Genomic DNA, 12,651 nt, shown 5'->3' with positions numbered 1-12,651 from the left:
AGATATTTGTGGTTACGGTTACCTATCCACCTCGCCCAAAACAAAGTCGATAGAGCCTACTATAGCTATCAAATCGGCAATCAATACGCCTTTAGATAGTTCGGGCAATACAGAAAGGTTATTGAAACTTGGTCCACGGGATTTTACACGGGTAGGGATCTCCGATTTGCCATCCGTAATAAAATAGAAGCCAAGCTCGCCTTTTGCACCTTCGCAGCGTACATAGTAATCTTGCGCCTTGGGAATAGTTTTGCGGGGCATTTTAGCACGGGGATCAAAATCAGGTGTGCGTTTGAGTTCTTTTTGCAAACGGTCAAGGCATTGCTCAACAATCCGTATTGATTGTTCAATTTCATCAACACGTACTTTATACCTGTCCCAGCAGTCACCAACTTTACCCATAAGGCCTGTGCCAATGGGAATTTCAAAATCAATTTCGGGGTAGGCCGAATAATTATCAATACGGCGTAAATCCCACTTTAAGCCCGATGCACGTAACATTGGGCCGGAGCAACCATAGTTGATAGCCACATCAAGCGGTAAAACGCCCACATTGGCCGTACGGGATATAAATACCTGGTTATCGGTAAGCAGCTGGTTAAGCTCAACCATTTTGGGTTTAAAGTATTCTACAAAATCGCGGCAGCGTTCTTCAAAACCAACCGGTAAATCATAAAACAAGCCGCCCACCCAAATGTAATTGTATAACATACGCGAGCCCGAAGCCCATTCCAGCATCCCCATAATATGCTCCCTGTCCCTGAAACACCACAGGAAAGGGGTAAAGGCGCCTATATCGATACCGTAAGTGCCGATGGCTATCAGGTGCGATGCTATGCGGTTTAATTCGCAAACCAGTACACGGATGTACTCAACCCGTTTTGGAATGTCCTTGTCAATACCCATCATGCGTTCAACTCCCATTACAAAGGCGTGGCTATTGTTCATGGAAGCCAGGTAATCCATCCTGTCGGTAAAAGGAATGGTTTGCTGGTAAGTTAACGATTCGGCATGTTTTTCGAAGCAGCGGTGCAGGTAGCCGATGTGGGGGATCACATCTTTTACTATCTCGCCATCGGTAATTAACTCAAGCCTTAAAACACCGTGAGTTGAGGGATGCTGTGGACCCACATTAAGGATCATATCCTCAACGCTGGCATCGGCTATCTTTTTATTGTACCTGAGTAGGGCTTCTTCGTATTTGGGATTTGTAATGACCAATTTTATATCCGGTTAAATTAAGACCCGGATGTAGAATATATTACCACATCCGGATATCAAAAATCAGCTTTTTTTTTCATTTATGGGCTGATACTCCGTCAAAATTGATTAAAAAGGAGATAATTATTTTACCGTTGATTTGTCGGTCATTTTGCTAAGTTGGGTTGCAACCCATGCATAGCTGTACATGGCCACAGCTTTTGCCTTGCTGTCGCGGCTTTTGAAGGTCCATACATCCTTCATAAATTCTTTGTGGTTTTTGTTATTGAGCGTATCAAAAGCCACCGATATGGTTGGTGTTAATGAATATGCCGAATGCCAGGTGCCAAAGGGGATAAATAAGGTCTCGCCCGGGCCTACAACAAAATGTATTGGGGTAGCATCTTTAAATTTGGGATATTTTTCATAATCCGGTTCAAAAATATTCAGTTCTGAACGCCACGGATCATCTGGTCGCGGATAAAGCAGGTCTTCCTGGCCGCGGGGGAATACGGTAAAGCGTTTTTCGCCGTAAAGCTGGGTAATCCAGGCATTAAGGTGATAGTAGTCAATATGCATATAAGGGAACCTGCCGCCGGGGCCGCCAACAAACATTTCAATAGCACCGCCCCATTTGCCTATGTTGAACATTTTATTACGTAACCAGTTTGGTGATGCGTAATTCAAATCCAGCGGATCCAAAAGCGGCATCAATTCCGGAATGGTTGAGGGGATATCAAAGATCATCGGATAGGGGGCCGGTTTATCTTCCGTACTGGCCTCAACCATATCCATCACCTGTTTTATGGTATAAGTAGTACCCCTTACATCGGTTTTGCGGTCTGGATAATTTTCACGGAACCAATCGGGGCTGAAGAGGCCGTTTGCCTTCCAAACTTTAGCAGCTTTAGTAAAAACCAGCGGAATGCCGGGTTTATAATGCTCCTCAATAAATTCCTCGTAAGTGATGTTATCTCTCCTTATAATATCCATGGTTTAATAAATAGGGTTATACAATCTTACTAAAAAGATTTAATTAAACTATGGACATTATACGGGATGGGCCTTAAATAGTTAAGCCTTACAGGGCAAAAATACGAGCCTTTGGATAAAGTACTAATCTATCCTGATACCTTTATAAAACTCGGCGTTTTGGTAGTCTTTTCTCAGAGGAAAGCCTTCCCAATCGTCGGGCAGTAAAATGCGTCGAAGGTCGGGATGGCCTTCAAAATAGATGCCCAGCATATCGTAAGCTTCGCGCTCGTGCCAGTCGGCCGTGCGGTAAACAGAAGTTACGCTTTTAAATTCGGGCAGTTCGGGGCTTTCTTTTTGGTGCGGCTTGCTTACTTTTAAAGTAAGCTGGGTTTTGTAAGGGATGGATGCCAGGTGATAAACCACACCATAACGGTTTGTTTCATCATTGTAATGCACCCCGCTCAGGCTCGACAGAAAATCGAAATAGGTTTTGGGGTTGTTGCGCAACTCCAGGCATACTGCTGTAATATCATCCGGGTTAATAAGAAGGGCGGCTTGCAAGCCGCCTGTTTCTTCGCCGGTAATTACGGTATCACCAAATTTTTCGGTGAGCAGCTGTTTAATATCATCAAAACTCATGGTGCAAGGCGTACTTTTTTCCAGGTTTTTTTATCAGTTTTTTTATACAGGATCCGGTCATGCATCCGGCTTGGGCGGCCCTGCCAAAACTCAATCATTTGCGGATTCAGGATATACCCACCCCAATACGATGGTTTAGGCACTTCCTTGTCAGCATATTCGGCTTCCAGTTCGTTCCATTTTTGCTCCAGCACTTCGCGGCTTTCAATTTCCTGGCTTTGGGGTGATACTACCGCACCAACCTGGCTTCCCTTAGGGCGCGAATGGAAATATCTTTCAGAATCCTCCTTGCTTACTTTTTCGATGGTGCCTTCAATACGAACCTGGCGCTCAAGGCCTCCCCAAAAAAATGTTAATGCTGCATGAGGGTTTTTTGCCATCTCTTTTCCTTTACGGCTTAAGTAGTTGGTAAAGAATATAAAACCACCTGCGTTAAAGCCTTTCAAAAGCACAATACGTGCCGAAGGTTTGCCGTTTACGGTAGCCGTTGAAAGCGTCATGGCGTTTGGCTCATGCAATTTTGCCTCCAATGCTTCGTTAAACCATTGTTCAAACTGTTTAATAGGATCGCCCTTGGTGCTGTTTTCTGACAGCGTAGAGGCACTATAATCCTGCCTTAAATTTTGTATTTCCTGCTGATTCATTTTAATGCAAACTTACAAATTAATTAAACCGTATATAATGATGTAAATCATTATTCATAATTGAACATATTTTTACTATGCTTGTTATGTATTTAAACAACTAAACTTTATGCTTAGTCCCATAGCGGCCGCGGCAGGCCATTTACTTATTTCGGAGCCCTTTATGATGGATCCGAATTTTAAAAGATCAGTAATAATTTTAACAGAATACTCTGAGGATGGAGCTATGGGCTTTATCCTTAACCATCAAAGCGAATATTTATTGGGCGATGTGCTGCCCGATGTTTCATACTCTGAAATGCCTGTTTATGAGGGTGGCCCGGTAGCAAAAAACACATTGCATTTTATCCACTGCGCTCCCGATAGAATAGATGGTGGTATTGAAATAGCCGATGGCCTTTACTGGGGAGGGGATTTTGACCAGGTGAAACACCTGGTATCCAACTATCTGTTAGGCCCCGATGAAATTAAATTTTTTGCCGGTTATTCGGGCTGGATCCCCCAGCAGCTTGATGAAGAAATAAAAGAAGACAGCTGGATTGTGACCAACAAATTTGATATAGAAGCGCTATTTACCCTCGATGAACAAAACCTATGGCGACAGGTAGTGATCAGTCTGGGCCAGCGTTACGCTCATATTGCTAATTTTCCGGAGAATCCGGCTTTGAATTGAGTTTGCAGTTGCCTGTGGGCAGTTTGCAGTAACTTTTACAAAACGACTAATGTTATCGTACCAAAAATTGGATTTGATTTTAGTCAAATCCAATTTTTTCACAAACAGCTAACTGCCTACAGGCAACTGCAAACTACTCCCCACCTTCCATTTCCCTTGCCGATTCTTCAACTTTCTTTTTAAGGTTTTCTTTAAAGTCGATGAGGTTTTTTACCAGGTATTCATCTGCTGTCGACAGGATCTGGGCAGCAAGAATGCCTGCGTTTTTGGCGGCATTTAAAGCTACCGTGGCTACGGGGATGCCGTTTGGCATTTGCAATATGGATAGGATAGAGTCCCAACCATCAATAGAGTTGCTTGATTTTACAGGTACGCCAATCACCGGCAAATGGGTTAATGAGGCTACCATGCCCGGCAAATGGGCTGCGCCGCCGGCGCCGGCAATGATCACCTTTATACCACGATCAGCAGCGGCACGCGCGTAGCTAAACATACGATCAGGCGTGCGGTGGGCCGATACTACAGTTATTTCGTATTCAACGCCTAATTCGGCTAAAACGTCGGCAGCATCCTGCATTACATTTAAATCGGATTTGCTGCCCATTATAATGGCGACTTTGGTAGTACTCATGGTTTTATTTATAAGCGTCATTGCGAGGTACGAAGCAATCCCCGATTAGCAGGTTCGCCTTGTATAGCTCGCGATTGCTTCGTGCCTCGCAATGACGGGTGGGTTACGTCTGTATTAACTTATTACTTTTAACGTCTTTTGTACGAATCTCGCTTTCTCAATTGCTTTTTCTCTATCAGCATCTACAATAGTGACGTGGCCCATTTTCCTGAAGGGTTTAGTTAAAGCTTTGCCGTAAAGGTGGATATACACTCCCGGAACTTTTAAAACCTTTTCAATGCCCTGGTAAATGGCAGGGCCTTCGTAGCCGGCTTCGCCTAAAACGTTTACCATAATGGCATTGTTAAGGCAGGCCGTATCGCCCAAGGGCTGATTAAATATCGCCCTTAGATGCTGCTCAAACTGTGATACCACATTGCCTTCAATTGTTTGATGACCGCTGTTATGCGGGCGGGGGGCCAGCTCATTAACCAGGATGCGGCCATGTTTATCTAAAAACATTTCAACCGCAAGCAGGCCTACAATTTTAAGGCTGTCGGCGATTTTCTTGGCTATTTGTTCGGCTTTTTGCTGTATAGCGAATGGGAGGGTGGATGGGGCTATCAAAAACTCTACGAGGTTGGCTTTAGGGTTAAATTCCATTTCAACCATCGGGAAAGTGCTGATTTCGCCGTTTTCATTACGGGCAACAATTACGGCAATCTCTTTTTCAAAATCGATCCATTTCTCAATAAGGCTCGGTTCTTTAAAAGCGCCGGCAAGATAGCTTTCATCAATTACTTTATATACGCCTTTGCCGTCATAACCATCTTTGCGCAGTTTTTGGATGTAAGGGAAAGGGATCAGGCTTTGCTGAAGTTGTTGCGGTGACGAGATGATCTGGAAATCGGCAGTAGGGATATCATTTTCCTTAAAAAACTGCTTCTGCAGGCCCTTATCCTGTATCAACCGGATAATACGGGATTGCGGGTAAACCAGTACGCCTTCTTTTTCCAGCTGTTCAAGGGCATCAACGTTAACCTTCTCTATTTCAATAGTAAGCAGGTCGACAGTTTTGCCGAAGTTATATACCGTTTCATAATCGCCGAGTGAACCTATAGTAAACTCATCGCAAAGTTTACGGCAAGGCGCTTCGCGGTCGGGATCAAGTATTTTAACAGTAACGTTATAATTTATGGCTTGCTGTATCAGCATGCGGCCTAACTGCCCGCCGCCTAAAATACCCAGTTTTAAATCTCCGTAAAATGCTTTCATATTTTGAAGATGCAAGTTTAGCCTAAATCTTTCAAAAAGCCTATAAATGCTTTAAACAACAATGGCTTAACGCCGTTTTTTGGTCATGAAGTAATAAAAAACGCTGTGTACTACTATAAAGCTGATGGCCGTAATAAAGTAAAACGCTTTGTTTTGCGGGCTTAATTGTAAACGGAAAGCCGTTATGGTAAATACCAGGGAGCCGGCAAAATAAAGCACCAGCCTCACAGATATGTTATTGTAGTAAGCCGGATTAGCTAAAAATAGCATAGGCAGCGTCATAATAAAAATAACGATGTTCAGGAACGCTAAGCTTTCGGCCAGTGACGGAAGTATCCCGTCCAGGTCCTGGCTAACGCCTTTATGCTGAACCGAGTAATATACGGCGCTAACTACTATGGATATAATTACCGAAAAAAGAAAAGTTTTGAAAAGTTGCCTGGCGAGTGCCTTCATAGTGATATTTATTGATATGGGTTACCGTTGATTATACGGTATGTAATTAATGCAAATTAACGCATCATCGGGCTAAATGCCCTAATCCCAATGTCACAAATTGGTAACGCTGCCCCACAGTAAGCCTCAAAAAGCCGTACCTTTGCCCCGTTTTTTACATTTTAACGTCTTTTTTAATGAAAACTAAAATAGCAGTAGCAAACGGCGACGGGATAGGTCCGGAGATTATGAGCGCCGTATTGAGCATTTTTGAAGCAAGCAATGTGCAGCTCGAATACGAATTTGTTGAAATGGGTAAGTCGTATTTTGATGCCGGGCATTCAACCGGGATGACTGCACTTGCCAAAGAGACCATCGAAAAATTGGGCATCCTTTTTAAAGGCCCAATGGAAACCCCAAAAGGTAAAGGTGTAAAAAGTATAAATGTAACCGCGCGCAAGGTTTGGAATACCTATGCTAATCAGCGCGATTTCAGAACGCTGAACGGGGTTGATACCGTGTTTTCAAAAGCAGGGATCCCGATTAACCTCACCATCATCCGCGAAAATATTGAAGATACTTACGGAGGCATCGAACACCTGTTAACTTATGATGTTGCCGTTGGCCGCCGTATCATTACCCGTCCGGGCTCCGAGCAGGTGATCCGTTATGCGTTTGAGATGGCACGCCGTAAAGGTTATACCAAACTGGCCTGCGGTCATAAAGCCAATATCATGAAACTGACCGACGGTATGTTTTTAGAGGTATTTTACGAGGTCGCTAAAGATTTTCCTGAAATTGAAGCATCTGATATCATTGTTGATGATTTGTGCATGAAGCTGGTATCCCGTCCGGAAATTTTCCAGTCTATCGTGTTAACCAATTTACAGGGCGATATCGTATCCGACTTGTGTGCCGGTTTAGTAGGTGGTTTAGGCTTTGCCCCATCAGCAAACATTGGCGATAACATTTCCATATTTGAAGCCGTGCATGGTACCGCACCTGATATTGCAGGTAAAGGCATCGCCAACCCAACCGCATTACTGCTTTCAGGTATTTCTATGCTGCGTTTCCTTGGCGATTCGGCAAATGCTGCCAGGATTGAAAACGCATTGTTATATACTTTGGAGCAGGGCATACACACCGGCGATTTTGGCGATAAATCGGTTCCTGCATCAAATACAACCGAATTTGCAAATGCTGTGATAGCTAACTTAGGGCAGATCCCTGCAAACGGAGCTGTTGTTGCTACACAGGGCTTTGAAGAAAAAGGCGAAATATTTAAGCCTAAAAAGAATAAGCTTACAGTTACTGCCGGTATAAAAGAAGAAATGATTGGTGTCGACGTATTTGTTGAAAGCAAATTACAACCAGCCGAACTTGCAGAACTGGCCCAGGTAGCACTTACAGATAACTTTAACCTGGTGATGATCTCTAACCGTGGTACACAGGTATGGCCAACGGGATCTATCTATACTGAACTGGTGAATGAGTACCGCGTACGTTTCGAAAAAAAGAACGGTAAAGAAATCAGCCAAAAGGAATTACTGCATATCGCTGCAGATTTTTCGACTAAAGTAAAGGTTTGCTCTGTGGAGTTCCTGATGAACTTTGATGGTAAAATTGGTTATACCCTGGCACAAGGCCAATAATCAATTTAACAATATGGTTTTGATAGCTCATGGATTATCCATGGGCTATTTTTTTGTATAATGATGGCTTGAATCTTGTATCCTGATTCTTGATTCTCTTGTTATCTTTACGCCCTTATTGTTGGTTTCAACACAGATGTTCGGACGATATTTATTCCCTCCCTTGGGAGGGGCGCGGTGGGATGCGTAGTGGTAGGGAGGGGTTTATAAGCTTTTCTAAAAATTAGGTAAAGGCTTAATAAACCCCTCCCTACACCCTCCCAGGGGAGGGAATCGCACAGCCCTGCGCTTTTTATTTCTTCCGGCCTCGTGGCGTTACCGATAAGTGAAACATCAAATCCAACTTATGAAAGTATCCGGTTTTACCTTTATCAGGAACGCTGTACGTAACGATTATCCCATTGTTGAGGCCATTACATCAATATTACCGCTTTGCGATGAATTTATTGTAGTGGCAGGCAATTCTGATGATGGCACCCGCGGACTGATAGAAGCCATTAACTCGCCAATTATCAAAATCATAGATTCTGTCTGGGACGAGTCATTGCGTGAAGGTGGAAAGGTTTTTGCGGCCGAAACGGATAAAGCATTTGCGGCCATATCGCCGGATGCCGACTGGTGCTTTTACATCCAGGGCGATGAGGCAGTGCATGAAAAATATCATCCACTTATAAAAAAGGAAATGCAGGAAGCATTAAATAAACCTGATATTGAAGGTTTGCTGTTTAAGTACCTGCATTTTTACGGCTCGTATGATTACTACGGACATTCAAGGCGTTGGTACCGCCGCGAAATTCGTTTGCTGAAAAATATAAAAGGAATTCATTCATACCGGGATGCGCAAGGTTTCAGACTTGATAACCGCAAAATCAATGTAAAGCTTATTGATGCCTATATTTATCATTACGGGTGGGCAAAGCCACCGCAAGGCTTAACCAGCAAGGTGCGCAACTTTAACAAGTTTTATCACGATGAAACCTGGTTTGCGGAGCACTTACCCGAAACCTACGAGTTTGATTACGGCAATGCCGACCGCCTAATCCGTTTTACCGGTACACACCCTGCTCCCATGCAAAAACGAATTGCCGCCACTAACTGGAATATCGATTTCGATTCTAAAAAACTGAGGGCAGGTATGGACTTCCGGCGCAAGGCATTACAAAAGATTGAAGATATTACAGGCTGGAGGGTTGGTGAGTATAGGAATTATAAGATAGTGGAGCGGTAGAGTTTTTTATTAAATTCGTCATTGCGAGGCACGAAGCAATCCCCTATTAGCAGAGTAAGTTATGCAGATCCGCTCTGTATAGTCGGGGATTGCTTCGTGCCTCGCAATGACGTGGTTGAGATGGGAGCCGAGCGTTGGCAAATAGGCTGTTGGATTACGTAATGGAGAATAGCATCAACGTAAGCAAAAAAATCGACGGTTATATATTCTGCGCAATAACGAAACCGCTTGCCCAGGCCCATTGAAAATTATAACCTCCAAGCCAGCCGGTAACATCCACACATTCTCCTCCAAAATACAAACCCGGTATTTTTTTAGCTTCCAGTGTTTTTGATGACAGTTCATCGGTAGCTACACCACCGCGCATTACTTCGGCTTTGTCATAACCTTTATCTCCGGCAGGTTTTACCTTAAAATCATGAATGAGGGCGCTGATATTTTCTATGTCTGTTTTAGTGAGCGATGCCATATTTTTCTCAGCCGGGAGCTTATCACTTAATGCTTCGGCAAACTTGCGGGTATATAAGGATGCTATATAGGCCAGCAGCATTTTTTTGCCATTGGTTTCCTTTTCCTGTTGAATAAGGTCGGCAATGTTATGGTTAGGGAGCAGATCGATGTTGATGGATTCGCCGGGTTTCCAGTAGGATGAGATCTGTAATATGGCTGGTCCGCTGAGGCCCCAGTGAGTAAACAGGATGTTTTCTTCAAAACTGGCCCGGTCATTCCAAACCCTGCAAAAAATACTGTTACCTGATAGTTGCTCATACCAGGGCTGGTCTTTGCCGGTAATGGTGAGCGGTACCAGGGCAGGGGCGGTATCCGTAACTTTTAAGCCAAAATTGCGGGCTGTGCGCAAACCAAAATCGGTGGCGCCCATTTTGGGGATAGGCAAACCGCCGGCTGCCATCACCACACTAACAGCGCTTATATACTCCTGTTTGCCATTTACTTCGGCGCGTACTGTAAAGCCATCGTCAGTTTTTTCAACTGTTTTAACCTCGGCATTGAGCCAGATCTCCTGCCCAAGGTCATCGCACAGGTTGGTAAAAACCTCAACCACATCCTTCGCTTTATCACTCACCGGGAAAAGCTGGCCAAGCGTTTTTTCTTTACCGTTGATGCCGTAGGTTTCAAAAAAGCTTACCGTATCATCAACTGTCCATTGCGAAAAGGCTGATTTACAGAAGTGTGGATTGTGAGAGATAAACTGCAGATCGGTAGAGTAGAGGTTGGTGTAGTTACAACGCCCGCCGCCACTGATGAGGATCTTGGCACCAACACGGTCGTTTTTTTCAAGTACCAATACCCGCTTGCCTAAAAAGCCTGCCTGTACGGCGCACATGAGGCCGCATGCGCCTCCGCCAATTATTATAGCGTCAAAATCTGTTTGTTTTACTAAATTTGTACTCATGACGGATGTTTCGCAAATATCAGAATTTGGAAAGATACTCATCTTTATTATTACGGGGATAATAATGGTGTGCGTGATATTTTTTATCAACAAACTTTTAGCCCCCAATAACCCCAATGCCGAAAAATTAAGCTCGTACGAATGCGGTGAAGAGCCAACGGGTAATGCCTGGTTGCCCTTTAATCCACGTTTTTATGTTATAGCACTGGTTTTTTTGCTGTTTGATGTAGAGATGGTATTTATTTTTCCATGGGCTACTGTATTTGGCAGTCATGAAATTGCCGCGCAGGATGCACGCTGGGGCTGGCTTTCGCTTACCGAAATGTTTGTGTTTTTAGGCATCCTGATTATAGGCCTGGCATACGTTTGGCGCAAAGGCGACCTGGACTGGATCAAACCTGCCCCGGTTGTGCCGCATACCGATGTACATATCCCGCCGTTATTGTACCAACAGTTAAACCAGGAACAAAGCCGGTTTACTGTAAAAGCCTTTGATGATGGTGCTATTGTTGCTACAACAACAGCCACTGCTGCTGCAACTCCCGCAACTGCCGAGCCTGCACGCAAACCCATGTTTAAACCAACCTTTAAAAAGCCTGCAAATGAGTAACGATATAACCAGCGAAAATGGTGGCGTGGTAATCACAAAGATGAACGACCTGCTCAATTGGGCACGTTTATCATCATTATGGCCGCTTAGCTTTGGAATAGCCTGCTGCGCCATTGAAATGATGGGCTCTATGGCTTCCACCTATGACCTCGATCGTTTTGGTGTATTCCCCCGCCCGTCAGCCCGCCAGGCTGATGTGATCATTATTGCAGGCACGGTTACTTTTAAAATGGCCGAACGCATTAAACGCCTTTACGAGCAGATGCCCGAGCCTAAATACGTGATCTCGATGGGCTCATGCTCCAACTGCGGTGGCCCTTACTGGCAGCATGGCTATCATGTTGTAAAAGGCGTTGACAGGGTAATTCCGGTTGATGTATATGTACAAGGCTGCCCGCCCCGCCCTGAAGCACTTATAGGTGCTATTTTGGAGCTGCAGAAAAAGATTGAGGGAGAGCAGTTGATAAAAGCTTAATAGCACTGTTATGTTTGGCTGGCAAAAAGAAAGAAAAATAAAAAGCCGGATATTGACACTGATAAACTTAGCCGGGCAATTGGGCTTAAATGAAAAGGATATAAAAGTTGCCGAAGAATATCTTGAATATTACGAATGGGGATTAAGCTTTGAGCATCTGATAACTCAAATCTTTGAGTATGATGTTGAGATTGACCAATTGTTCTACAAAATGGTTTCCGATATTGCCGTCGATCTGAAATTGCCCGACAGTGAATATAGTTTTTTACTGTCATTGATAAAACCGGAGATTTCTTAATAGAGAATTTAACTTAAATTTTATTCCTTATGAAAGTCCTGCTCGTGCTCATCATAAGTTTCGTTTTAACTACAATTATTTCCCGCTTATTTATTAGCGATTGGAACCTTATCCTGAGCGGTAACGTAGCCATGATGCTGATGCTTTGGTTTGCTTCATTGGGGCATTTCATGTTTACCAAAGGTATGGCCATGATGATGCCGTCATTTATCCCGTTTAAAGTGGGATTGGTTTATTTAACTGGTGTGATGGAGATAATTCTTGGGCTTTTGCTGGTTATTAACGCTACAAGGCATATTGCCGGAATTATTTTGCTCATCATGTTTGTAATAATGCTGCCCGCAAACATCAATGCTGCTATCAAACATGTTGATTTTGAAAAGGCAACTTACAATGGCAGCGGCACCGGCTATTTGTGGTTCCGCATTCCTTTGCAATTGTTATTTATAGCCTGGATATTGTATTTTTCGATTGGGATTTAATTGTTGATTTTTAAGGATATAAATTATCTTTAAGCAATTAA

The 12,651-nt window shown here is 43.7% G+C and carries 15 protein-coding genes; 7 read left to right on the top strand and 8 right to left on the bottom strand.

Going from position 1 to position 12,651, the window contains the following annotated elements; translation table 11 throughout:
* Positions 1-18 precede the first annotated feature (18 nt).
* From ACFFGT_RS09345 to pdxH, 4 genes are all read right to left on the bottom strand, one after another.
* Positions 19-1,215 (bottom strand): NADH-quinone oxidoreductase subunit D, encoded by a 1,197-nt coding sequence (locus ACFFGT_RS09345; protein WP_377022335.1) that lies wholly within the window; start codon positions 1,213-1,215, stop codon positions 19-21.
* 129 nt (positions 1,216-1,344) lie between these two features.
* Positions 1,345-2,193, bottom strand: coding sequence for a cupin-like domain-containing protein (locus ACFFGT_RS09340; protein WP_377022256.1), 849 nt, complete (start codon positions 2,191-2,193; stop codon positions 1,345-1,347).
* Positions 2,194-2,316: 123 nt separating this feature from the next.
* Positions 2,317-2,814 carry an NADH-quinone oxidoreductase subunit C gene (locus tag ACFFGT_RS09335; protein WP_377022255.1) on the bottom strand — a complete coding sequence of 166 codons (498 nt, stop codon included), beginning with the start codon at positions 2,812-2,814 and terminating at the stop codon, positions 2,317-2,319.
* Positions 2,811-3,458 (bottom strand): pyridoxamine 5'-phosphate oxidase, encoded by a 648-nt coding sequence (pdxH, locus tag ACFFGT_RS09330; RefSeq protein ID WP_377022254.1) that lies wholly within the window; start codon positions 3,456-3,458, stop codon positions 2,811-2,813. The genes ACFFGT_RS09335 and pdxH overlap by 4 nt, the downstream gene beginning before the upstream one ends.
* A gap of 109 nt (positions 3,459-3,567) precedes the next feature.
* On the opposite strand from pdxH, the gene ACFFGT_RS09325 reads away from it, so the two are divergent.
* Positions 3,568-4,131 carry a YqgE/AlgH family protein gene (locus ACFFGT_RS09325; RefSeq protein ID WP_377022253.1) on the top strand — a complete coding sequence of 188 codons (564 nt, stop codon included), beginning with the start codon at positions 3,568-3,570 and terminating at the stop codon, positions 4,129-4,131.
* 133 nt (positions 4,132-4,264) lie between these two features.
* On the opposite strand, the gene purE is transcribed toward ACFFGT_RS09325, so the two are convergent.
* The 3 genes from purE to ACFFGT_RS09310 all read right to left on the bottom strand — a co-directional run bounded on the left by purE (position 4,265) and on the right by ACFFGT_RS09310 (position 6,472).
* Positions 4,265-4,762: a 5-(carboxyamino)imidazole ribonucleotide mutase gene (gene purE / locus ACFFGT_RS09320; RefSeq protein WP_377022252.1), complete on the bottom strand. Its 498-nt coding sequence runs from the start codon at positions 4,760-4,762 to the stop codon at positions 4,265-4,267.
* A 114-nt stretch (positions 4,763-4,876) separates the two neighbouring features.
* Positions 4,877-6,016 (bottom strand): 5-(carboxyamino)imidazole ribonucleotide synthase, encoded by a 1,140-nt coding sequence (locus ACFFGT_RS09315; RefSeq protein WP_377022251.1) that lies wholly within the window; start codon positions 6,014-6,016, stop codon positions 4,877-4,879.
* Between the two features lie 66 nt (positions 6,017-6,082).
* Positions 6,083-6,472, bottom strand: a complete 390-nt coding sequence (locus ACFFGT_RS09310; RefSeq protein ID WP_377022250.1) for a hypothetical protein — start codon at positions 6,470-6,472, stop codon at positions 6,083-6,085.
* A 176-nt stretch (positions 6,473-6,648) separates the two neighbouring features.
* Here ACFFGT_RS09310 and ACFFGT_RS09305 point away from each other — a divergent pair, with 176 nt between their 5' ends.
* Both ACFFGT_RS09305 and ACFFGT_RS09300 read left to right on the top strand, forming a co-directional pair.
* Positions 6,649-8,103 (top strand): NADP-dependent isocitrate dehydrogenase, encoded by a 1,455-nt coding sequence (locus tag ACFFGT_RS09305; protein ID WP_377022249.1) that lies wholly within the window; start codon positions 6,649-6,651, stop codon positions 8,101-8,103.
* Positions 8,104-8,449: 346 nt separating this feature from the next.
* Positions 8,450-9,331, top strand: coding sequence for a glycosyltransferase family protein (locus ACFFGT_RS09300; RefSeq protein WP_377022248.1), 882 nt, complete (start codon positions 8,450-8,452; stop codon positions 9,329-9,331).
* A gap of 199 nt (positions 9,332-9,530) precedes the next feature.
* Here the strand turns inward: ACFFGT_RS09300 and ACFFGT_RS09295 are convergent, their stop codons facing one another.
* Positions 9,531-10,745, bottom strand: coding sequence for a BaiN/RdsA family NAD(P)/FAD-dependent oxidoreductase (locus ACFFGT_RS09295; protein ID WP_377022247.1), 1,215 nt, complete (start codon positions 10,743-10,745; stop codon positions 9,531-9,533).
* Here ACFFGT_RS09295 and ACFFGT_RS09290 point away from each other — a divergent pair.
* From ACFFGT_RS09290 to ACFFGT_RS09275, 4 genes are read left to right on the top strand one after another with little or no spacing between them, the layout of a single operon-like run.
* Positions 10,744-11,355 (top strand): NADH-quinone oxidoreductase subunit A, encoded by a 612-nt coding sequence (locus ACFFGT_RS09290; RefSeq protein WP_377022246.1) that lies wholly within the window; start codon positions 10,744-10,746, stop codon positions 11,353-11,355. The genes ACFFGT_RS09295 and ACFFGT_RS09290 overlap by 2 nt on opposite strands.
* Positions 11,348-11,830 (top strand): NADH-quinone oxidoreductase subunit B, encoded by a 483-nt coding sequence (locus tag ACFFGT_RS09285; protein ID WP_377022245.1) that lies wholly within the window; start codon positions 11,348-11,350, stop codon positions 11,828-11,830. Before ACFFGT_RS09290 ends, ACFFGT_RS09285 begins: the two co-directional genes overlap by 8 nt.
* Before the next feature lie 10 nt (positions 11,831-11,840).
* On the top strand, positions 11,841-12,128 hold the full coding sequence (locus ACFFGT_RS09280; protein ID WP_377022244.1) for a MafI family immunity protein: 288 nt from the start codon (positions 11,841-11,843) through the stop codon (positions 12,126-12,128).
* Positions 12,129-12,157: 29 nt separating this feature from the next.
* The gene (locus tag ACFFGT_RS09275) at positions 12,158-12,610 is read left to right on the top strand and encodes a DoxX family protein (RefSeq protein ID WP_377022243.1); all 453 of its coding nucleotides are present in this window, start codon (positions 12,158-12,160) and stop codon (positions 12,608-12,610) included.
* Positions 12,611-12,651: the final 41 nt, after the last annotated feature.

This window comes from Mucilaginibacter angelicae (assembly GCF_042434235.1).
In the GTDB taxonomy this organism is placed as follows: domain Bacteria; phylum Bacteroidota; class Bacteroidia; order Sphingobacteriales; family Sphingobacteriaceae; genus Mucilaginibacter; species Mucilaginibacter angelicae.
The sequence above is the reverse complement of the archived record's forward strand: the minus strand, read 5'-3'. Positions and strand labels throughout refer to the sequence as shown.

What these genes read in the sequence shown, in the direction of transcription:
- ACFFGT_RS09290 (WP_377022246.1), top strand. Translation starts at nt 10,744, where the DNA reads ATGACGGATGTTTCGCAAATATCAGAATTTGGAAAGATACTCATCTTT.
- ACFFGT_RS09335 (WP_377022255.1), bottom strand. Translation starts at nt 2,814, where the DNA reads ATGAGTTTTGATGATATTAAACAGCTGCTCACCGAAAAATTTGGTGAT.
- ACFFGT_RS09305 (WP_377022249.1), top strand. Translation starts at nt 6,649, where the DNA reads ATGAAAACTAAAATAGCAGTAGCAAACGGCGACGGGATAGGTCCGGAG.
- ACFFGT_RS09275 (WP_377022243.1), top strand. Translation starts at nt 12,158, where the DNA reads ATGAAAGTCCTGCTCGTGCTCATCATAAGTTTCGTTTTAACTACAATT.
- ACFFGT_RS09280 (WP_377022244.1), top strand. Translation starts at nt 11,841, where the DNA reads ATGTTTGGCTGGCAAAAAGAAAGAAAAATAAAAAGCCGGATATTGACA.
- ACFFGT_RS09315 (WP_377022251.1), bottom strand. Translation starts at nt 6,016, where the DNA reads ATGAAAGCATTTTACGGAGATTTAAAACTGGGTATTTTAGGCGGCGGG.
- purE (WP_377022252.1), bottom strand. Translation starts at nt 4,762, where the DNA reads ATGAGTACTACCAAAGTCGCCATTATAATGGGCAGCAAATCCGATTTA.
- ACFFGT_RS09310 (WP_377022250.1), bottom strand. Translation starts at nt 6,472, where the DNA reads ATGAAGGCACTCGCCAGGCAACTTTTCAAAACTTTTCTTTTTTCGGTA.
- pdxH (WP_377022254.1), bottom strand. Translation starts at nt 3,458, where the DNA reads ATGAATCAGCAGGAAATACAAAATTTAAGGCAGGATTATAGTGCCTCT.
- ACFFGT_RS09340 (WP_377022256.1), bottom strand. Translation starts at nt 2,193, where the DNA reads ATGGATATTATAAGGAGAGATAACATCACTTACGAGGAATTTATTGAG.
- ACFFGT_RS09285 (WP_377022245.1), top strand. Translation starts at nt 11,348, where the DNA reads ATGAGTAACGATATAACCAGCGAAAATGGTGGCGTGGTAATCACAAAG.
- ACFFGT_RS09325 (WP_377022253.1), top strand. Translation starts at nt 3,568, where the DNA reads ATGCTTAGTCCCATAGCGGCCGCGGCAGGCCATTTACTTATTTCGGAG.
- ACFFGT_RS09295 (WP_377022247.1), bottom strand. Translation starts at nt 10,745, where the DNA reads ATGAGTACAAATTTAGTAAAACAAACAGATTTTGACGCTATAATAATT.
- ACFFGT_RS09300 (WP_377022248.1), top strand. Translation starts at nt 8,450, where the DNA reads ATGAAAGTATCCGGTTTTACCTTTATCAGGAACGCTGTACGTAACGAT.